Origin of the sequence: Butyrivibrio sp. NC2007 (genome assembly GCF_000421405.1) — a bacterium.
In the GTDB taxonomy this organism is placed as follows: Bacteria; Bacillota; Clostridia; order Lachnospirales; family Lachnospiraceae; genus Butyrivibrio.
This window is the reverse complement of record NZ_ATWY01000012.1, coordinates 77,184-96,397: the sequence shown is the minus strand read 5'-3', so window position 1 is coordinate 96,397 and position 19,214 is coordinate 77,184. Positions and strand designations below refer to the sequence as shown.

The 19,214-nt window shown below is 39.4% G+C and carries 22 protein-coding genes; 21 read left to right on the top strand and 1 reads right to left on the bottom strand.

The features are described 5' to 3' along the window. Window positions 1-67 precede the first annotated feature (67 nt). From G632_RS0110880 to G632_RS0110795, 18 genes are all read left to right on the top strand, one after another. Complete coding sequence (locus tag G632_RS0110880; RefSeq protein WP_022769197.1) at window positions 68-1,246, top strand: replication initiation protein; 1,179 nt, start codon at window positions 68-70, stop codon at window positions 1,244-1,246. Between the two features lie 199 nt (window positions 1,247-1,445). Further along, window positions 1,446-1,922 (top strand): hypothetical protein, encoded by a 477-nt coding sequence (locus tag G632_RS0110875; RefSeq protein WP_022769196.1) that lies wholly within the window; start codon window positions 1,446-1,448, stop codon window positions 1,920-1,922. 358 nt (window positions 1,923-2,280) lie between these two features. Further along, window positions 2,281-3,378 carry an RNA-splicing ligase RtcB gene (locus G632_RS0110870; RefSeq protein WP_035782557.1) on the top strand — a complete coding sequence of 366 codons (1,098 nt, stop codon included), beginning with the start codon at window positions 2,281-2,283 and terminating at the stop codon, window positions 3,376-3,378. Further along, entirely contained in the window at window positions 3,375-4,223 is an 849-nt protein-coding gene (locus G632_RS0110865) for a hypothetical protein (RefSeq protein WP_022769193.1), read from the top strand. Before G632_RS0110870 ends, G632_RS0110865 begins: the two co-directional genes overlap by 4 nt. After that, a complete protein-coding gene (gene prfH / locus G632_RS0110860; protein ID WP_022769192.1) occupies window positions 4,220-4,849 on the top strand; it encodes a peptide chain release factor H in 630 nt (209 codons plus the stop codon). Before G632_RS0110865 ends, prfH begins: the two co-directional genes overlap by 4 nt. Further along, window positions 4,846-5,931 carry an AAA family ATPase gene (locus G632_RS0110855; protein WP_022769190.1) on the top strand — a complete coding sequence of 362 codons (1,086 nt, stop codon included), beginning with the start codon at window positions 4,846-4,848 and terminating at the stop codon, window positions 5,929-5,931. Before prfH ends, G632_RS0110855 begins: the two co-directional genes overlap by 4 nt. After that, window positions 5,915-7,777: a vWA domain-containing protein gene (locus G632_RS0110850; RefSeq protein ID WP_022769189.1), complete on the top strand. Its 1,863-nt coding sequence runs from the start codon at window positions 5,915-5,917 to the stop codon at window positions 7,775-7,777. The genes G632_RS0110855 and G632_RS0110850 overlap by 17 nt, the downstream gene beginning before the upstream one ends. 138 nt (window positions 7,778-7,915) lie before the next feature. After that, the gene (locus G632_RS19700) at window positions 7,916-8,842 is read left to right on the top strand and encodes an ADP-ribosylglycohydrolase family protein (protein WP_081647141.1); all 927 of its coding nucleotides are present in this window, start codon (window positions 7,916-7,918) and stop codon (window positions 8,840-8,842) included. Then, window positions 8,839-9,435, top strand: a complete 597-nt coding sequence (locus tag G632_RS0110840; RefSeq protein ID WP_022769186.1) for a hypothetical protein — start codon at window positions 8,839-8,841, stop codon at window positions 9,433-9,435. Before G632_RS19700 ends, G632_RS0110840 begins: the two co-directional genes overlap by 4 nt. After that, entirely contained in the window at window positions 9,410-10,678 is a 1,269-nt protein-coding gene (locus G632_RS0110835) for an RNA-splicing ligase RtcB (RefSeq protein ID WP_022769184.1), read from the top strand. Before G632_RS0110840 ends, G632_RS0110835 begins: the two co-directional genes overlap by 26 nt. 184 nt (window positions 10,679-10,862) lie before the next feature. Then, window positions 10,863-11,417: a YcjF family protein gene (locus G632_RS0110830; protein WP_022769183.1), complete on the top strand. Its 555-nt coding sequence runs from the start codon at window positions 10,863-10,865 to the stop codon at window positions 11,415-11,417. Beyond that, entirely contained in the window at window positions 11,407-12,441 is a 1,035-nt protein-coding gene (locus G632_RS0110825; RefSeq protein ID WP_022769182.1) for a TRAFAC clade GTPase domain-containing protein, read from the top strand. Before G632_RS0110830 ends, G632_RS0110825 begins: the two co-directional genes overlap by 11 nt. Then, the gene (locus G632_RS0110820) at window positions 12,402-13,274 is read left to right on the top strand and encodes a hypothetical protein (protein ID WP_196802288.1); all 873 of its coding nucleotides are present in this window, start codon (window positions 12,402-12,404) and stop codon (window positions 13,272-13,274) included. Before G632_RS0110825 ends, G632_RS0110820 begins: the two co-directional genes overlap by 40 nt. Window positions 13,275-13,287: 13 nt before the next feature. Then, window positions 13,288-13,680 (top strand): hypothetical protein, encoded by a 393-nt coding sequence (locus G632_RS0110815; RefSeq protein ID WP_022769179.1) that lies wholly within the window; start codon window positions 13,288-13,290, stop codon window positions 13,678-13,680. Then, a complete protein-coding gene (locus G632_RS0110810) occupies window positions 13,673-14,131 on the top strand; it encodes a hypothetical protein (protein ID WP_022769177.1) in 459 nt (152 codons plus the stop codon). Before G632_RS0110815 ends, G632_RS0110810 begins: the two co-directional genes overlap by 8 nt. Next, complete coding sequence (locus tag G632_RS0110805) at window positions 14,112-14,846, top strand: hypothetical protein (protein ID WP_022769176.1); 735 nt, start codon at window positions 14,112-14,114, stop codon at window positions 14,844-14,846. Before G632_RS0110810 ends, G632_RS0110805 begins: the two co-directional genes overlap by 20 nt. 60 nt (window positions 14,847-14,906) lie before the next feature. Next, window positions 14,907-15,914 (top strand): helix-turn-helix transcriptional regulator, encoded by a 1,008-nt coding sequence (locus tag G632_RS19695; protein ID WP_022769175.1) that lies wholly within the window; start codon window positions 14,907-14,909, stop codon window positions 15,912-15,914. 57 nt (window positions 15,915-15,971) lie between these two features. After that, a complete protein-coding gene (locus tag G632_RS0110795) occupies window positions 15,972-16,274 on the top strand; it encodes a hypothetical protein (RefSeq protein ID WP_022769173.1) in 303 nt (100 codons plus the stop codon). Here G632_RS0110795 and G632_RS0110790 read toward each other — a convergent pair. Beyond that, window positions 16,271-16,858: a hypothetical protein gene (locus G632_RS0110790; protein ID WP_155828877.1), complete on the bottom strand. Its 588-nt coding sequence runs from the start codon at window positions 16,856-16,858 to the stop codon at window positions 16,271-16,273. The two genes, G632_RS0110795 and G632_RS0110790, sit on opposite strands and share 4 nt — an antisense overlap. A 94-nt stretch (window positions 16,859-16,952) precedes the next feature. Between G632_RS0110790 and G632_RS19690 the strand changes: the two genes are divergently transcribed. From G632_RS19690 to G632_RS0110775, 3 genes are read left to right on the top strand one after another with little or no spacing between them, the layout of a single operon-like run. Further along, window positions 16,953-17,669, top strand: a complete 717-nt coding sequence (locus G632_RS19690; protein ID WP_022769171.1) for a lecithin retinol acyltransferase family protein — start codon at window positions 16,953-16,955, stop codon at window positions 17,667-17,669. 13 nt (window positions 17,670-17,682) lie between these two features. Continuing rightward, window positions 17,683-17,913 (top strand): HTH domain-containing protein, encoded by a 231-nt coding sequence (locus tag G632_RS22580; protein WP_022769169.1) that lies wholly within the window; start codon window positions 17,683-17,685, stop codon window positions 17,911-17,913. Window positions 17,914-17,938: 25 nt separating this feature from the next. Beyond that, entirely contained in the window at window positions 17,939-19,213 is a 1,275-nt protein-coding gene (locus G632_RS0110775; RefSeq protein ID WP_022769168.1) for a PcfJ domain-containing protein, read from the top strand. Window position 19,214: the final 1 nt, after the last annotated feature.

Here is a 19,214-nt window from a genome sequence, read left to right as displayed (position 1 = left end):
TATGTCCACTCTGTTTTTTATACTCTAAGGGGATGTATACATTTTGAATTGTTGGGAGAGGTGAAGTATGAAAACAGAAGAACGTAACGAGCTTATAGTTAGGAGCAAGGACTATAAGAAGTCAAATGAACTTATAAATGCGATGGGCATAGGTACTGCTCTCAGCCAGAAGCTCTTTGCTGTTGGAATGCTTAATATGCATATAGATGAGACCAACAACGTTGTAGCAACAATACAGGGGACGCAGCTCAGAAAGCTGTTTAACTCAACCTCGGGGTCTCTGTATCAACACATTGAAGAACTGTGTGACCAGCAGATTAAAGGATCTACCATTTTTCAATGGCAGTTGCTCTTTAAGGACAAGGAAAATGGGAAGATAGAGGCGCACCAGGTTGTAACTGATGCAATCTTTGAAAAGGGTGTTCTTACTCTAAGGTATAACAACTACCTTACTGATAAGATTACAAATCTGAAGAAAGGATACACAACGCTTAGCCTTGCAGAGACTCTCAGCCTCAAGAGTGTATATTCTCTGAGAATGTATGAGATTTTCAAGTCGGCCTATGATTATCAAAAAGCCTTAAAGAAGAATATTAACGAATGTGTCCTGGAGTATTCGCTGGTGGAATTAAAGCTGGAACTTGGAATAATAACTACCGGTGGAAATAAGGAGATCAAGGCAGAGCTCGAGAAAGAATACCCCAACTACGAAAGGATTGGGGAAATCGTAGATTCTATGGGAGACAAAGCTAACAACAAGTACAAGGAGTATAAGGTCTTTAACAGAAATGTCCTGAGCAAGGCTAAAGAAGAGCTTAACGAAAAGACCTGCATCCAAATGGACTATGAGCCTATGAAGAGTGGCAAAAGAGCTACTGGTGTGAGGTTCTTCATTGCCAGAAAAGATCTTGTGGAAGAACCGGTAGAGCAGAAAGCCACATTGACTGATGATCTTTTGGACGAGTTATATGACCTGATGCATGAGAACTTCAGGCTCAGAGAGATTCGCGAGATAGCAGCAACTGCAGAGTATGATGCTGAGAAGATCCGAAAAGCATACAACTATATGCTGAACTATAGCAATCCTATTGATAATGCCATCGCCTTCATGAAGGATTGCATCAAGAAGGAATACTATAACCAGGAAAAGAAGCCATTTTTCTCAAAGAAGAATTCATTTAGCAATATTATGCAAAGAGACAACATCGATTTTGATGAGATGGAAAGACTATTAGTAGATAACTGAAAAGAGGTTAATTATGGCAAGTAAAGCATCTATGTTAAGACAAAGCAGATTTCATAAAGGATCGCATGCTGGAGTGAAAAGGGATGTCTATGTGGAAAATCCCCACAACGAAATTAAATCTGAGCGCCATGTATCATCTGTGCCAGGAACCGCGCCAGTGCCACAAAACTATAGTGACAAACGTGGAAAGTATAAGTACATGACTTTTTGGATGGATTTCGATGGTCAGAATTTGTTTGACCAGTATATTGATATGTCGTACTTAAGTGATGAGTTTGGGGATGCCAATTTTTACTTGGTTGATGCGGATTCAAAGTACGATGCTGCAAGACAGTTTGTTACAGGTAAATACAACGCCTTGATAAAGAGGAATAAGAGGTCCGAGATCCAGAACATGTGCCTGGAATATATCTTTGAGGAACTGTCAGAGGGTGAGCATGTTCAGGTGGAGGGCAAGATTGGTCATTTGATAAGTGCGATCGAGAATCTTATGGAGGCTTATGATATCGATGATGCTTCCTCTGAAGATATGGATCCTCTTAAGGCGTTTTTCAATAAGAGCAATGTAAGCGAGCTCTTTACGCCAGAGGTGGAATTGGAGTTGTTCATACAGGCAAATATCCTTAAAGTTGGCGTGCTGGAACTAAAGAGTTTTACAGATGATTTCAAAAGATAAAAATATTTTTTGAAATTATTATTGACATGGACATATAATGTCCGCTATATATGATAGTGTATTATCAGAAACAACAAACAAAGATTTTTCATGATTCTAAATGAATTTCAAGAAAGGAGGACGATCATGAAACACACGATGAATACTAACAACATAGCAACAATAGACAACAGGGGCATGATTGTCCGCCGTCTTTATTTCTAAAACTATTTCACACAAAGAAAAAGGACTGGTATAAGGACAAGACTTTAGGCCTCTGAGGATTAGAGGTGTTTTTTGTGTACTCTATTACACAAGCACCTGCAACGGAGGTTTTATTTTGATACCAGTAAAAGGAAAATATTCAGATGCCATGATCATGTGCATGGGGGATGTCGCTGACGGAAATGTTGACCAGTATGCGATTGCTCAGGTACAGATGATCAGCGACATCAAAGCTACAAAGGGTAGCAAGATTCGTGTAATGCCTGACGTTCACCCTGGAAAGGTTGGACCTATTGGACTCACAATGACAGTGACAGATGCGGTTCTTCCTGCACTTATCGGAATCGATATTGGCTGCGGTATGAGCATGGTAAAGATTGGAAAGATCAGAAAGGATTTCCAGAAGCTCGACACAGTCATCAGAGACAACGTTCCGGTTGGGTTCAAGGTAAGAAACAGTGTTCACAGGGATGCGGCAGATTTTGACCTTGGAAGACTTAACTGCTTCAAGCACATCAGAGATGATAAGGCAATGCTCAGTATCGGAACTCTTGGCGGAGGTAATCACTTTATTGAGCTCGATGCAGACGAGAATGGAGAGGGATATCTGATCATTCACAGTGGCAGCCGTCACCTTGGCAAGGAAGTTGCAGAGTATTACATGGACAAAGGACACAAGTATTTAATGGAGCACGGAAAAGAGGATGTTCCATATGAACTTACTTACCTTACAGATGAGCTTCTTTCAGACTATCTTCATGATATCCAGGTTGTTCAGGAATACGCTGAGCTCAATCGTCACATCATTATGAAGGAAATCTGCAAGGGGATGAAGTGGAAGGTAACAGATGAAAAGAGCTGCATCCATAACTACATTGAGCAGACAAATGGAGCAGCTATCCTTAGAAAAGGTGCCATCTCCGCTAAGGAGAATCAGGAGGTGATCATACCAATAAACATGAGAGATGGCGTAATCCTTGGAATCGGCAAAGGCAATGATGAGTGGAACAGCTCAGCACCTCATGGGGCAGGCAGAATCTCATCTAGAGAGAAGGTTACAACCAGCCACACAGTGTCTGAGTTTAAGGCTTCCATGAAGGGAATTTACACAAGCTGCATCAGCAAGGACACACTTGATGAGGCACCCTTTGCCTACAGGGATATTGATTACATCAAAGAGGCTGTAAAGGAGACTGTTGAGATCACAAAGCTCCTTAAGCCGGTTTATAACTACAAAGGAGGCAATGCTTGAAAATAAAGTTCGATAAGTATCATATTAGGCTGCGAAATGCCGAGCATACGATACTTATTCCAAGAAATACCTCTGGTATTCACTGGAACGCTGTTGGCGGTGAATGGGGAAAAGAGCTTATCGGTGACCGGGAAGCTTTATATGCACTTTTATATGCATGTGCAGTGCTTACATATGATCACAACAAGATAATCTATTTCCCCATTAAGGGAAACGAGCTTAACGAAGAGGATTTTCTTAACTACAAGCATGATGTCGTGTTCACTACATACAAGAGCGGTCTTCATGTCAGTGACTGGAAGGAATACAGACAGATCATCAGAAAGATGACACCACAGACTTATACCTTCGATTATGACAGAAAAAGAATTGATGCCCATGCAAAGGAGGTAGAGGACCAGGACTTCTGGCACTACAAAGTAAGAGAAAAAACATGCGTTGGATATGAGAAGGATGCATTTGACACATGGTTCACAGCTCTTGATGGACAGGCTTATCTTTCAGGTTACGGAACACTCAGAAAGATGGCAGACAGACCACTGGAAAATGAATTTGTGAAGTGCCAGGATTATCCACCGTACGAAACATTTCTTACTTATGAGCCCGCGACAAGGCATGGAGGCAGCTATAACGAAAAGTACTGCTATGGATTTATGTTTTACGATACATCACTGGTTCCGGCTATGAAGGCATACATGGAAAAGATCCGTAGTGAGAAGAAGTTTGACGAGAAAAAGAAAAAGCTCGTAGTAAATGAACACGATACAACCAAGACCAAGAGCGACCTCAGGAATATCAGGGTTGCAAAGAAGAAAAAGACAAAGAAAGAGGTAGTAGATACATGATATTACAGATCAGTTCTGGAATGGGCCCAGTTGAATGTAGAGCAGCTGTAGGCGGCATTTTCAGAGCATTACAAAAGGAATTTCCGGATATAGAGATGATTACAGGCGTGAAAGGAGAGGTAGAAGGAGCCTATTCATCAATTATTTTTACTTCAGAACAGGACTTGTCAGCCCTTGAAGGCACAATGCAATGGGTGTGCAAGAGTGGCTACAGACCGGGTCACAAGAGAAAGAACTGGTTTGTAGACGTAAGCATAATCGAAGAGCCTGATGAAGTGGATGAGAAGATTACGGAAGACAAGATAAGAATCGAAAAGTTCCACAGTGGAGGACCGGGCGGACAGCACGTTAACAAGACAGAGTCAGGGGTTAGGATCATTCATCTACCTACAGGTATTACCGTGTCCTCCACCAAGGAAAGAAGTCAGTTTATGAACAAGCAGGACGCACTCAAGAAGCTTTCTGCAGTTCTCAAACAGACAAACGTAGACAGTAAGGATAAACAGAAAAACAGCGCGTGGAGTAAACATGCTCAGATAGTTCGTGGTAATCCAGTGCGCATTTATGAAGGTGAGAGCTTTAAGTTTAACTTCGTAAAGGAAGAAGAGGAGAACGAAGATTTATGAATCTACCAGTAACAGTAAATCAGGAAGAATTACTGGATATTCTGCTTAATATTGCACCTGCAAGACCAGTTTTTATCTGGGGAGCTCCAGGAATCGGCAAGTCTGCTCTTGTAGAGGAGTTCTCTATGGAAGTTGGACTTGAGTGCGTTTCACTTCTTGGAAGCCAGCTTGCACCAGAGGATATTATCGGTATCCCTCAGATCAGAGGAGAGACATCAGAGTTTCTCCCTCCAAAGATGATTGCAAGAAAGGAGCCATATGTTCTTTTCCTTGATGAGCTCAATGCATGCTCTCAGGAGGTACAGAAAGCCTTTTACAGCCTTATCTATGAGAGAAGGATTGGTGAATACCACCTTCCTGAAGGCAGCATTGTCATCGGCGCAGGAAACCGAACACAGGATGCAGCAATAGTCAAGACAATGTCCAGCGCACTTATTAACAGAATGTTTCATGTTCAGCTCAAGCCTGACGTAAAGAGCTGGCTCACATGGGCTTATGGAAATGGTATCCATAGCTGGGTAACTGATTATATCAGCCAGAGACCTGATCACCTTTTTTCAGAGCCTCCAAAGACAGAAGAGCCATTCTCAACACCAAGGTCATGGCATATGCTGAGCGACGCACTTAAGGAATTTGGAGCCGGGGAAAAAGAGATCCCGATCGAGACTATCAGAATGCTTGCTTACGGAAGCATCACACCCAGCCATGCCGGGATGTTTGCTGCATTCGTAAAGCAGCTTGATAATAAGTACCTTCTTGAAGACATCATCAAGGGAGATGCAAGATGGCCTGAGAAGCCTGAGGACAGAGATGTTCTCTATTTCCTTGCACAGTCTTTCAGAGCAAGACTTCTTCATGACCTTCCTGAGAAGAAGGCTGAGATCGACAAGAAGAACCAGTACTTTGCACACAGAGCAAAGTCTCTTTTAAAGGAACTTGCACAGCTCAACTATGAGCTTGCACAGATGGTAGTATCTGCTGATGACGGAAAGGTACTTCCTGAGTGGTTCATGATTGAGATTGTAAGAGATCTTCCTAGGCTTGTAGCACAGGAGAAGAAAAAGGATGGGAAAACAGCATAAGGAAAGAGAAGACCCTAACCTTGTTCAGCTTAGAAAAGGAATAGACCTTGTATATGAAAATGAGGTTTTCAGCCATTTTGCAGCCTATTACCTTGAGATGGCAGGGAAGGGTGAGATTGGGAAAAAGACACCCGCATGTTCAAAAGCAGATGGCACAATCCTTGTAAACAAGCAAATCAGCCTTGCACCAAAGCAGTGGGCTTTCGCTATAGCTCACTGCATTCTTCACAACTGCTTTGGACACTATGACCTTGATAAGGTACCAGGATATATGGTGGAGGATGCATCGGGAAAGAAGATTAAGAAAGCAAGTTTTAATCCGAAGCTTTGGAATATTGCCTGCGATATCTACGTAGATAGATTTCTTCATGACATCAAGTTCGGAGAGCCTTTTAATCAGTCACCGGTAGGAACAATCCCTTTCAGTATCATGGAAGATGAGTACAAGATTTACGACTATCTTGTAAGAGAACACTGGGATGAAAACAATAATATCTATGGCGTAGGGGACCTTGATTCTATGGACATGATTGGCCTTGATAAGCCAATTGAGTACGGAATCGACAGATGGGGCAGACAGGAAAAGAATGAGTTTGCCAGTGATTTTGCATATTATCTTGCAAAATCCGTATCAAACGCAATCGACTATGTTTCTGATCATGAGGAGGAGAACTCTTTTGGAAGAGGCATAGCCAGCTGGTTTATAAATGCATTTCCACTTCTTGGAGCTATTGCAGCATCATTCAAGGTGGTTGATGATATCGAGGAATGCAGGAAGTATGACATCAGCATAGCTGCAGTGGATGCTTATGAAGGAATCATCTACATCAATACCTCCAAGAACATGTCAGAGGAGGAGTGGAGATTTGTCATGGCACATGAGTTTCTTCATGCAGCTCTGCTCCATCACAGAAGATCTGCCGGAAGGGATACATATCTTTGGAACATTGCTACAGACTATGTGATCAATGGCTGGCTTTTTGAAATGCAGATAGGAGTTATGCCTGAAGGCGTACTGTATGATCCGGCGCTTAAGAATAAGTCTGCTGAAGAAATCTACGATATGATATGCCAGGATATGAGGACTTATATGAAGATGAACACCTTCAGAGGCAATGGCCAAGGTGACATCATGGGCAGAAGAGCTCCAAGTATGTTTGATGGCTCGGGAAGAGGAGTATCTCTTGATGAGTTTTACAGGAATGCACTTACTCAGGGGCTTGAGTACGAGACAGGCAGACGTGGCAGAGGTTTCATCCCAGCTGGCCTTGTCGAGGAGATAAGAGCGCTTGCTGTGCCTCCTGTACCTTGGGATGTAAAGCTTTCAGAATGGTTCAACGCACATATCAGACCTCTTGAGAAGCACAGAAGTTATGCTCATCCAAGCAGAAGACAGAGCTGCACACCTGATATTCCAAGAGCAAGATATGTTGTAACAGAGAGTAAAGAAGCATCAAGGACTTTTGGGGTAATCATCGACACTTCAGGTTCTATGGCACCTTCAGATATCGGCAAGGCCCTGGGTGCAGTGGCAAGCTATTCTGCAGCAAGAGATGTTCCTGCAGCAAGAGTAATATTCTGTGATGCGGATGCTTATGACGCTGGTTATATGACACCGGAAGACATTGCCGGAAGAGTAAAAGTTATTGGAAGAGGCGGTACTAGGCTTCAGCCTGCGGCCGATATGCTTCAGGACGCAAAGGATTTTCCAAAGGATGGTCCAATACTCATTATCACAGATGGAGAGATTGACCAGCACCTTGATATCAAGAGAGAACACGCATTTATCATGCCTATTGGGTGCAGACTTCCGTTCAAGGCAAAGGGAGAAGTCTTTTATATGTAAGATAGTATAAGAACTGTAATGCCAGGTAGATACTGACGTTCAGCATGTTGCAAATTTGATGGTGGACATATTGTGTCCGCGATGTTTTGTATAATAAAAATATAAGGAACTGACAATGTGCATGAAGAGGAGAGAAGAATGTTAGGAGCTATTATCGGTGATGTATACGGGAGCATATATGAATTTGACAATGAAAAAGACAAAAGCAAGATAAAGCTGAGCAGATTCAGCACCCCAACAGACGACAGCATAATGACAATAGCTATATCTAAAGCACTTTTGATATGCTACGACGAGCTTATTAGCAAGACCGAAGATTATGAAAAGCATTTTTATGATAAATGCGAAGAAGTAATGGTTGCTTATGGTAACGCATATTCACGTAAGGGTTATGGCGGGCGTTTTAGAAAATGGCTGGTTGATCCAAACAGAAAACCCTATGGAAGTTATGGTAATGGCTCTGGTATGAGAGTATCACCAGTTGGATGGATGTTTGATTCCCTGGAAGATACTCTTAACATAGCAAGGATAACCGCTGAGCCTACTCATAATCACCCAGAGGGAATAAAAGGTGCTCAGGCAATAGCGGCAGGAATATATCTTCTTAGGAGTGGTAAAACCAAGGAGGAAGTGAAGGCATATATCTCAGAAACATTTGACTATGACCTGGACAGAAAGCTTGATGCCATCAAAAAGAACTATAGATTTGAGGTTTCATGTCAAAAATCTGTTCCAGAAGCAATTATTGCCTTCCTGGAAGGCGAGTCATATGAGGAAGTCATTCTCAATGCTATCTCTCTAGGTGGAGATAGCGACACAATAGCATGCATGGCAGGTGCTCTTGCAGAAGTTGTATATAAGATCCCGGATCATATGAGAGTGGGTGTGATTGAAAATATTGCAAATCAGCATGAGCTAAAGCCAAGAGACTTTGAGTTCTATAACAAAGTAGTTGTTAAGAAGAAAAACCCTGATTTCCAAGAGCCACCGGTTGAGTTTGAGTATAGTAAATTCAATCCTTTAGAGTACTTGAAGGAATTAGGATTAGGAAGGAATCTGGAATGAACGCAAGTGATGTTATAAATAGGATAGCTGAATACTTTGACAAGGAAGAATTGAAATATGATTACAATGAAGAACTAATGCGTTTTGACTATGGTTTCTGTATAGATAACGAGATCGTTCAGAAGGCGGATTGCCTAATCCTTGTTGATTCAGACGGAGATGATTGCCAGATTGTGGGATATCCAAACATAAAAGCTAAGCCGGAAACCAAGAAAGAATTGGAATCTCTTTTGTTTGGAATTAACTGCAATATGTTCCGTGGTATGTGGCAGTTATGCAAAGATGAAGTTCGCTACATAAGGAGTCTGGCATTGGAAGGAGATGCAGTTCTTACGGATGAGATGCTTGATATTGCTGTATTTAGCGTACCAAATATCATAGCAAAATATGCAGATTCGATGATAGCAGTAGTGATGGGATATTCTACTGCAGATGATGAACTGAAAAAGTTGTACGAAGAAGAGGATACCGAAGACCAGAGTGAAGAGGCAGAGGAAAACTCCAATCAGACAGAGTACGACTTTGATGAACTTGAAAGCATTTTATTATGGGTAAAAGGTGATAAGGATGAAGGAGATAACAGGAAAGTATAATACCGCAAAGGTCTTCACAGATAACTGCGAAGATGTTTGTGTTGAGCAGATAAGAGACTTACTGGATCAGGAGCCATTCCGTGATTCAAAGGTAAGAATCATGCCTGACTGCCATGCCGGAAAGAGTTGTGTCATTGGTTTTACAGCTGATTTGGGAGACAAGATCATTCCCAATGTGGTAGGAGTTGATATTGGCTGCGGAATGTTGACAGTAGAACTTGGCAAGGAAGCCATCGACTTTGACAGGCTTGATAAGGTTATAAGGCAATATGTTCCTTCCGGAAGAGAAGTTAATGAAGGACGTCTTATGAGATTTCCCAAGCTTCAGGAGATGAAGTGCTACCGTGAGCTTCAGGACACTAAGAAGATGGAAAGAGCTATTGGCTCACTTGGCGGTGGAAATCATTTCATCGAGATTGACAGGGATGATGATGGAAACCATTACCTTGTAATCCATACCGGAAGCAGAATGCTGGGAACAAGAGTCTGCGAGATCTATCAGAAGATGGCGGTTGGCCTCCACACTGGCAAGGAAGCACTTTGGGATGAAGAGGACAGGATTAAGAGAGAGTATAAGGCTGCAGGTAGAAGATCAGAGATTCAGGAGGTAATCAAGGAGCTACATCGTAACTTTAGACAGACTGCTCCGGATCTCCCACTGGATCTTTGCTTCTTGCATGGCAAGTACAGCCAGGATTATTTATATGATATGAAGATTTGCCAGGAGTTTGCTGATGAGAACAGACACATGATTGCCAGAATGATCATTGATAACTATGGTTTCAAGCCTCTAGGCGAGTTCACAACTGTTCATAACTATATTGATCATGACAGCAACATAGTAAGAAAGGGCGCTGTATCTGCCAAGAAGGATGAAAGGCTCATTATTCCTATCAATATGAGAGACGGATCCTTAATCTGCATTGGTAAGGGCAATGATGACTGGAACCAGTCGGCTCCTCACGGTGCTGGAAGAAGATTCTCCAGGACGGAGGCATTCAACAGATTCACAGTAGAAGAGTTTGAGAAGGCAATGAGTGAAGCAGGAATCTACACTACCTGTGTTAATCATTCAACTCTGGATGAGAGTCCGTTCGCATATAAGGGCATGGGCGATATCGTAGATAATATCGAGCCTACAGCTGATATTGTGAAGATTATAAAGCCGGTATATAACTTCAAGGCCAACAGTACCACAGTCAAGAAGACTACAAGACAGATTGAGAAAGAAATAGAGAAGTAATGTGTGACGTCAGAAAGAAATGTATCACGTAATTAGTATATTTCTTTTTGACGTTTATATTTTTATAGAATATTTATATATAGATAACTATATAAAGGTAATATATGATTGGCAAATGGTATAATAGTTGTAAGATTTTGAGAAATGGACCATTTTTTAGAAATGGCTTTGTGAGGTAAACATTATGTCGGAAAATGAAAATAGCCAAAAGTTGGATACTGAAGAACTGGACGACAAAGAAATTGAAAATAGCATGAATGAAGTTATTCAACTTGATAAAGATGCTAAAAAGATAGTTCTTGGATTTACTACAGCTGCTGCAGGAACAGGTGCTATACCAATTCCTTTTGCTGATATGCCTATTTTGATTGGTGAACAAGTAGCAATGATGTCTTCTATTTGTGCCTTGTATAAGATTAAAGTAAAAAAAGAAGGGCTAAAAATGCTTGCAGTACAAGTGATTGGTGCTGGAGGCACTGCTCTTTTAGGGAAAACTATTGCTACAAATGTTATTAAAATGATCCCGGGAGCTGGAAGCGTTGCTGGGGGAGTAATCTCTGCAACTACTGCAGGTGCGCTGACTCTTTCTTTGGGGATGGCATTTATAAAAATCTGCGATGAAGTAAAGTTGGGGAAATTGTCGGAAGACGAAATGTTTTCTAAACAAACTGCAAAAAAAATGAAGAAATATTTCAGTGAAGAAATGAAAAAAAATCAAGAGGACGAAAATGGAGAATAATCAGCAAAAAGACACCTATTTGTTATTGGGGCCGCAGGAGGTTGGAAAAACGTGCTTTATGGCAGGATTGTATTACTCTTTTAGATCAGCTTTGAGTGGTTTCAGTATTTCCTGTTCAGATGAAACGCAAAGAATGTCATTGGATGTAATGTGTAAAGAACTTAGTAATGGTGATTTCCCTCCAGGAACTGGTGGTTCTACTACGTATCCCTTTATTTTACGATATGGGCATAAGGAGAGATTTCGATTCAATTGGTATGATTATCGTGGAAAAGTGGTCGAAGAATATGGATTAGAAAATGAAGATGAGTATGAAGATTTAGCTAGGATTGTGAATGAGTCAACTTGTATTTTAGTATGTGTTGATGGGACGTGGCTATCTAATGACAAGGAAAAGACGGTAAAGACAATCCAAGATAATGTATACTCCTTAAATCCCTTCTTTGACAGATATATGGACGAGAAGGGGACTTTGCCGCCTATTTGTATAGTGATTACAAAGTATGACACTTGTGAAGCAAAGTACAAGCAAAAATATTTCGATGCTATACGAGAATCATTTCCATTCTTTAGTATTAAAGTTCCTATTTTTATTTGCCCAATATGCATAGGCACTAAGGATGATTCTAAAGGCGTTTTTATTTTTGATCCTAATGATAAAGATGTATATAGGCCGTTGTTCTTTGCATTATGGTGTGGCTATGGTCAAAGAATAGAGAAGCAGATTGAAGATTATGAGCACAAGAAACATGTATATAGCATGACGCAAAAATATTTAAAAAAAGAGATTGATAAACTTAATGATAGAATCATTGTTTTCAATAGAGAATCACGTGTTGCAGAGAAACAAAAAGAAATAAAGAAGATGGATACTGCGTTATCCAAACTGAAAAAGGATATTGAAAGCTCAATAAATGAGCGAGAACAATTGTTGGATTGCATTAGTGCATCAAAAGACATTTATCTTGGTTTGGATGGTGCTGATTGGGAGGATTTAAGAAACATATGGAAGTGTTCCCTTTAATTTATTCCAGAAGCCATTATATGGATTATTCTCAGAGTTTTTACGTATGCCCTGAAATCTTTAATGAACCCGGAGTAATTGAGAATGTCAGAAAGTATATTGTTGACTCAATTAGTTATGCCAATATGCTTGATGACATGAGAAGAGTTATTGTTTCTGAAAATGGATACACTAGCGCAGGGATAGTAATCGATTTAAAGAGATATGTGTCAAGCTTACCGACTCAGGATGATTATTCGAAATATGTGTGTGATGCAAAGGGACGGAACATTGTAGCATTTTTAGGAGTTTCTTTTTTTAGTGAATCATTAAAAAGAGGGGATGCAATCGAGAACTTTGATGAAGTAATCTTTAATGTTTTTAAAGATTACATAGTAAACAGTGACCGCTGGTTTAGCAAAGACAATAATCACTATATTAGTACAGGAGTAAATGTAAGAACAGGACAATACCATGAAAAACTGTTTGGGAACAAGGTAGTATGCTGCGGCAAAAGTATTTACGAATGCTCACATGAGGCAGATAAGTCTTTGTTCTATGCTGTTATGTCGCGGTGTGGAGATGTGAATCATGGATATTTGTTCTGCTCGAATTATTATGGGATAGAAGCTATCAATCATTCTCCATTTAGAATTATTACATCAAAGCATGTGAAAAAAATACTTAGGTTTAATGAGGAGATTGATAGTGAGCAATCAAAAGCAGGAACAGAATTATTTAAAGGGATAAAGGAAAAAATAGTATCGCAAAAAAAAAAGATAGTAAGAGTCATTATTATACTTAGTATTTTAATTGTGATAACATTTGTAATTCTTTTGATTAAAATCTATTGATAAGAGGCGCAAAATGGGAAACATTGATATGCACAAGGTAAGTGCTTTTGATAAACAATCAGCGGTTGATTCAGAATTGAGGAATGAAAAAGCTGAGAGCTATATGCAATACTTAGAGGCTTGTGCTCAGCTATTGGACAAGTATAGAGAAGATATTGAATATATTGAGAAAATGCTTGCTGCTGTGCGTCTGGAGAGGACGCAATTCTTTGGTGAGAAGATTACAAATGTACTGAAAACAATGGAAAATAGTGGCATTCCAAATGATATGGCAACTGAGTGGACTAAAGAGTTAGCTGTACGTATGGAAGAAAGCTTTAAAGCAAGTGAAAAAATATTGACTGAGTTTTCGTATGCATCAATTGTAGAGATTAAACAGAAACTAAAGGAAGTTATTGATGATTAAGCGCGAAATGATTAGTGATATTCTAGAATATCACAGAGAATATAGGTCAGAGTACCTACAAGATTTTGATGATAAGTCTACTAATTATGATGTGTTAAACATACTTTGTGAAAGCGAACTTGATAATACGACAGCGTCTTTTAATGTCTATAAAGATAATTTGAAAAAGAAACGAACAATAGACATGATGGAGAAATATAGTAGTAAATATGATGGGGTAAATTGTCATGAGCTTGACCTGCTATGGCATAGCAGTCTTGAAATGCTTGATATCCATGCTTTGATTGGCGGTCACGGAGTGAACCTAATTGAACATGAAGTTATTATGAATGAAAAAATCCTTGAAATAGGGCGTGAGGCGGATCACAATCGAAGCCGTTTGAAATTCAACGATTTACTAATTAAAGTGCAAAATAAGAGGAGGAAAGAAAATGGCAAATCCAATAATTAAGTTTCTTGGCATGTTTGATAAGGTGGATGATATAGTTTATGAGCCTATTAAAGTAATTTGCGATGGATTTAGGCAACCTTTAAAACAAATAGATGCAGCAACTGAGCGAAAAAAAATGGAGCTAAATCATAAATTGGAAGTAGAAATGCAGCAGTTGGGTGTTGATCTGGAACAAAAACGAATGAAAGATTCAGTTGAATTGCAACAGTGGGAGAAAGATGCTGAATTTGAGAGACAAAAAGCTGTTTTGGATGCCATTGAAAACTATCAGAAAAACATGGGGTCAGCAGCGGTGGAAATTGGTAATGCTGTAGGAAGTATGTCTATAGAGCTCCAAGCTAAAGCACAGGAAATGATTGTAGAAAAGTCAAGGCTATTTAGACAGGTACAACTAGAGACCTTGCATGATGCCCAACAGGGTATTAATGATATTCAACAAATGTATCCAGAGGATAGTGAGTTGAAAAATACAATGATTAAGCCGTACACAGATATGATGGCAAATGTAGTGAACGAGACAAATGCATTTGTTCTTGATATGAAAGAATCGATGAAAAAACTCACTGATAATATCAATGACATAACTAGCACAGTATTAAAGAATACCGATAAGTATATCCAGCCGTTATGTGGAGGGGATTTGACAGGCCTATCTTCTACGCAAATTGATGCTAATGCGATTGAAGGAGAAAAAACTAAGCAAATAGAAGGATAAACTATTGCAAATTACGTCATCTTACTTGTTAAAAAGAAACCATAAAAACGGTGAGATTTTATGAGCAAAGAATCTAAGAACCTAAGAACTTTAGATATGTACGTTCGCTTATGCGAAGGAAAAATTCTTAATAAAAAGGAAGAAGCGCTTAGATTTGGTGTTGATGAGCGATCTATTCAGCGTGACTTAAATAGTATTAGAGAATACCTTGCTGATCATGCAGGTGAATCGAAAGGAGTCCGTGAAATAGTATATGATCGTTCTAAAGAAGGCTTTGTCATGATTGGTTCTGATGGTTCTCTTATGTCAAATGACGAGATACTTGCTGTAAGCAAGATTCTGCTTGAAAGTAGGGCTTTTACCAAAAAGGAAATTAGCGTTATTCTAGATAAACTCATTTCGGGCTGTGTCCCTCAAAAGAACATAAAGCTTGTTTCTGACCTTATTTCCAACGAGAAATATCATTATGTAGAGCTGCATCATAAATCTACTGTCAAAGATAAATTATGGACTTTGGGAGAGGAAATAAAGCAGACAAACCTGTTAGAAATAACTTATGCTAAGCAGATTGCATCAAAAGAAGTGGTAACCCGAGTTATTCAACCACTTGCCATTATATTTTCGGAGTATTATTTCTACCTTAATGCTTTTATTGTAGAAAGAAATGAAGAACGGGATTATGTAAGAAAATATGACTATCCCGCTATTTTTCGCATTGACAGAATAAAGAGCTATAGAGAAATTGGGGAGAAGTTTGCTATTATTTATGCAAATCGTTTTGAAGAAGGGGAGTTTAGGAAAAAAGTTCAGTTCATGTTCCCCGGAAAACTGATGCGTCTCCAGTTTAAGTATACTGGGCGGAGCTTGGAAGCAATTTTGGACAGATTACCGACTGCTAAAGTCCTTTCCGAAGACAAAGAGTCAAGCTTAATTGAGGCGGAAGTATACGGTAAGGGAATTATTATGTGGTTATTGAGCCAAGGTAATTCAATAGAGATTATTCGTCCGAAAGAAATGAGAGAAGAGTTCAAGGAAATACTGACAGAAATGCTCAAAAAATATTGCTGAGGTTTTGGAACACTATCTGTATATGGTTGAAATACTAAGCAAAAAAGGAGATATATTATGGGTAATGCCAGCAGTGAAGCTGAATTCATAAAAAAAATCATTGAAATATTAGGACCAATAATAGGCGAGGGAATCAAAATCTGCTCAAGGGAAAAACCATATGGAATAGTTAAGGAAAGAATTCCAGTTAAGATGTTTGAAAAGCCCGGATGGGTTGTATGGGATTACATAATCTGGAATGAACTTACTTTTGAATATGTCGAAGAAGATAAGACAGTAAAGATGTCTTTGTTTCAGGACATTAGTGATAGAAAAACTGAAGAAAGATTGAGAAAAATAGAAGAAAAGTATGGTATTTAATCCTGATCCAACGATGGGAATAATCCAACAATTATTTCTTCCAATCCAGGAAGGTAATCCAAATACGTTTTGTGAGCGGAATTATAATATGTAAAGGCCCGTATATTTACATCATGTGTAAGTTCCGCCAAAGCTATATCAAGATCAGATGTATGATATAGTTCTTTGTAATAATTAATTGGAAAAAGCCTGTAATAATCCTGGTTATCTAATAGTTCTTTTGCTAACATGGATTCAAAGGAGTCGTTGCTCTCGCGCATAAACAGGTTTATTTTAGAATAAGCTTGAAGAAGCTTTGATATGGCTTGATAGTCATCCATATCATCTATATAAAGCTCGATCGCTTCATCAATATGCTGCATGTAAAATTTCAAAGTAAAAGTAACAATTGAAGTCTCTGATTCTGAATCAAACAGATCAGAGGCTTTTTTGTATGCCTGATTTATGATTTCTGAGGGGGTTGTCTCGCTAGCATAGTCATTCCGAGAGAAAGTGTACTCGGAAGCAAGCTTTTCGCTCAGAGTTTTACTTATTTTTTGTGATATTAGGCTGTTGTTTTTCATATCTGTATTATATTTTTTCACCTGGACATTATACGTCTTGGGCTGATGATATATTTGCCTTACCACTAGAACAATCAATAACAGAAGCCAATAATTGTGATAAGGAGTACTATAGATGGTTCTGAGCAACATTCCAATAAAAGTTATGAACAATGAAATTATGTGGGACACCTTACGAAGTGATAAGGGGTGGAAACTAGAGCAAAACGTTATAACAGGTCATGCGCGGATATTAAATCCAGAGGATATCAGGCTTGCTTGGGGTGGCGTTCAGGATATGACGGAAGCCTTTGAACGATTTGTAAAACCATGGAAGGGATGTAAAAAGGGTGACATCATTGCGGTTCAAAGAATTGGCGGTGTTTACTCACATTATGCCGTGTACATAGGATACGGTAAAGTTATTCATTATGGAATGGATACTACAGCGGATGATAAAAACAGATGGATATGTACTATTCATAAGGCTGACTTTTCAGAATTTCTCGGAACAGATACCTGTTATGAAGTTTTGAGTTTTCCGGAAGATGGCTCCGATCCTATACATAAAAGCATAAATCTCTTTTCACAAAATGGGAACCTTAGTTTCCGCAGTACCTTTCGAATTTTCCCAGAGCTCAAGGCGATGCTAAGGCATCTAAAAGGATATCATCTATATTCTGCAAAAGAAACGGTAGACCGTGCCTATACTCGCCTTGGAGAGGATGAATACAGCCTTGCATTCAACAATTGTGAACATTTTGCTTTGTGGTGTAAGACAGGCCTGCGCGAGTCCTCGCAGGTAGATGATTTTTGGAAAAGATTTTGGGTAGGACGAAGCGTTTTAGTATAAAGGGAGTATAAACATGCCAAAGTCAACAGAAAAAGCCGCGAGACTATTATGTATAAACGAGTATCTGAGAAGCGGGAAACAAATAAATCTTCAATCACTTGCGACTGAATTCCGGGTTAGCAAACGCACTATACAGCGCGATTTGGATGATATAAAAGCTTTCTATGCAAACCAGATTGTTCGGGATGAATCTTACAAAAGTGTCTATTTTGACAATAAAACTAATACATATAGGCTTAAATGATCGTTTTTGGTATGAGGAAAAGAGTATGTTTGATGTGCTATCAAGAGAAAACTCCTGGATCGCTCCAAAATTGAGTGAACAAGATATCCTGAAAGCCACTGCAGAAGCAAGAAAAATCAATGAGAGAGTAGCACTGCTTACGTTTATAACGATAGAAGCATACATTGACCTGCTTCTTGTGGAGATAATTGATCCAGAAGACAAGATATTTAATGTCTCCAGGTTTACATTTCATGAGGGATTATCTTGGAGTACAGAAATAGAGGAGCAGTTTGAGAGAAAATGTCTGAAAAGTGAGTATCCACTGCGCTTTTGTTCTGCTGATTTTGATCATATCTACAAGTACTATTCAGAATTGCATCCGCAATGGCACTTAAAAAGATATTACACTCATGAAATGCGTCTTTTAGATCATATCCACCACTGCATGACCCAGAACACAATCAAAGAGCTTCTGTATAAATCCGGTGTTGATGAGCTGGCCGTAAGGGCTCCTGAAGCACATGAAATCAATCTTCTGGCAACAAATCCATCGGAAATCTATGATCATGTTCCCATGCGAGTCATCAGAGCAGTGAATACTGAGTACGGCGCCGAGTTACTGGCAAACAAAGAATACCGGGAATATCTAAAACAGTTGAATAGCCAGTATCCTGATATCTTCAAAGATCCTTTAAACGATGCCCAATGCGAATATCTTTTACGATTGAAGAAAGGAAACCTGACTAATCCAGAGATATATAGGCTATTCTTATCGAAGAAGGCAAAGCTGACCAACATCTGGATCCATGCACAGTTTTTAAGATTTATGTATTCAGAGACAGCGCAGAAAACGCTTAATGAAAGAGCTAAAGCGCTTGTGAAGGTTGATCCATTCTACGCTGCATATCTGCCCAAGTTGGATTCTTCTAAGATTTCAGAACTTCTACATTATCTGACTACTTATAGGAAGGACCTAGATAAGGATATTAGAAGGTCTAATAGAAAAAGAGATTACAAATGGCAGGAGCGTTATGATGGGTATGTTATCAGGTATCCTCAGACGATAAATGATTTTTGCAAAGAATCTATATACATGAGTAATTGCCTGATGACCTATCTGGAGGCTTATATCGAAAACGATACAACCATTATGTTTCTTAGAAGAGAAGACAACATATATGAGCCCTTCATTACTATTGAAATCTATGATCAAGAGGTTACTCAAGCTTATCACAGGTTTAATACTGAATGCTCAGAGGAAGAGTGGAGGTGGATACGAGAATTCTGCTTTAGGCATGACATAAATTGTGACTTCTAGG

What these genes read in the sequence shown, in the direction of transcription:
- G632_RS0110880 (WP_022769197.1), top strand. Translation starts at nt 68, where the DNA reads ATGAAAACAGAAGAACGTAACGAGCTTATAGTTAGGAGCAAGGACTAT.
- G632_RS0110875 (WP_022769196.1), top strand. Translation starts at nt 1,446, where the DNA reads ATGACTTTTTGGATGGATTTCGATGGTCAGAATTTGTTTGACCAGTAT.
- G632_RS0110870 (WP_035782557.1), top strand. Translation starts at nt 2,281, where the DNA reads ATGTGCATGGGGGATGTCGCTGACGGAAATGTTGACCAGTATGCGATT.
- prfH (WP_022769192.1), top strand. Translation starts at nt 4,220, where the DNA reads ATGATATTACAGATCAGTTCTGGAATGGGCCCAGTTGAATGTAGAGCA.
- G632_RS0110855 (WP_022769190.1), top strand. Translation starts at nt 4,846, where the DNA reads ATGAATCTACCAGTAACAGTAAATCAGGAAGAATTACTGGATATTCTG.
- G632_RS0110850 (WP_022769189.1), top strand. Translation starts at nt 5,915, where the DNA reads ATGGGAAAACAGCATAAGGAAAGAGAAGACCCTAACCTTGTTCAGCTT.
- G632_RS19700 (WP_081647141.1), top strand. Translation starts at nt 7,916, where the DNA reads ATGTTAGGAGCTATTATCGGTGATGTATACGGGAGCATATATGAATTT.
- G632_RS0110840 (WP_022769186.1), top strand. Translation starts at nt 8,839, where the DNA reads ATGAACGCAAGTGATGTTATAAATAGGATAGCTGAATACTTTGACAAG.
- G632_RS0110835 (WP_022769184.1), top strand. Translation starts at nt 9,410, where the DNA reads ATGAAGGAGATAACAGGAAAGTATAATACCGCAAAGGTCTTCACAGAT.
- G632_RS0110830 (WP_022769183.1), top strand. Translation starts at nt 10,863, where the DNA reads ATGTCGGAAAATGAAAATAGCCAAAAGTTGGATACTGAAGAACTGGAC.
- G632_RS0110825 (WP_022769182.1), top strand. Translation starts at nt 11,407, where the DNA reads ATGGAGAATAATCAGCAAAAAGACACCTATTTGTTATTGGGGCCGCAG.
- G632_RS0110815 (WP_022769179.1), top strand. Translation starts at nt 13,288, where the DNA reads ATGGGAAACATTGATATGCACAAGGTAAGTGCTTTTGATAAACAATCA.
- G632_RS0110810 (WP_022769177.1), top strand. Translation starts at nt 13,673, where the DNA reads ATGATTAAGCGCGAAATGATTAGTGATATTCTAGAATATCACAGAGAA.
- G632_RS0110805 (WP_022769176.1), top strand. Translation starts at nt 14,112, where the DNA reads ATGGCAAATCCAATAATTAAGTTTCTTGGCATGTTTGATAAGGTGGAT.
- G632_RS19695 (WP_022769175.1), top strand. Translation starts at nt 14,907, where the DNA reads ATGAGCAAAGAATCTAAGAACCTAAGAACTTTAGATATGTACGTTCGC.
- G632_RS0110795 (WP_022769173.1), top strand. Translation starts at nt 15,972, where the DNA reads ATGGGTAATGCCAGCAGTGAAGCTGAATTCATAAAAAAAATCATTGAA.
- G632_RS19690 (WP_022769171.1), top strand. Translation starts at nt 16,953, where the DNA reads ATGGTTCTGAGCAACATTCCAATAAAAGTTATGAACAATGAAATTATG.
- G632_RS22580 (WP_022769169.1), top strand. Translation starts at nt 17,683, where the DNA reads ATGCCAAAGTCAACAGAAAAAGCCGCGAGACTATTATGTATAAACGAG.
- G632_RS0110775 (WP_022769168.1), top strand. Translation starts at nt 17,939, where the DNA reads ATGTTTGATGTGCTATCAAGAGAAAACTCCTGGATCGCTCCAAAATTG.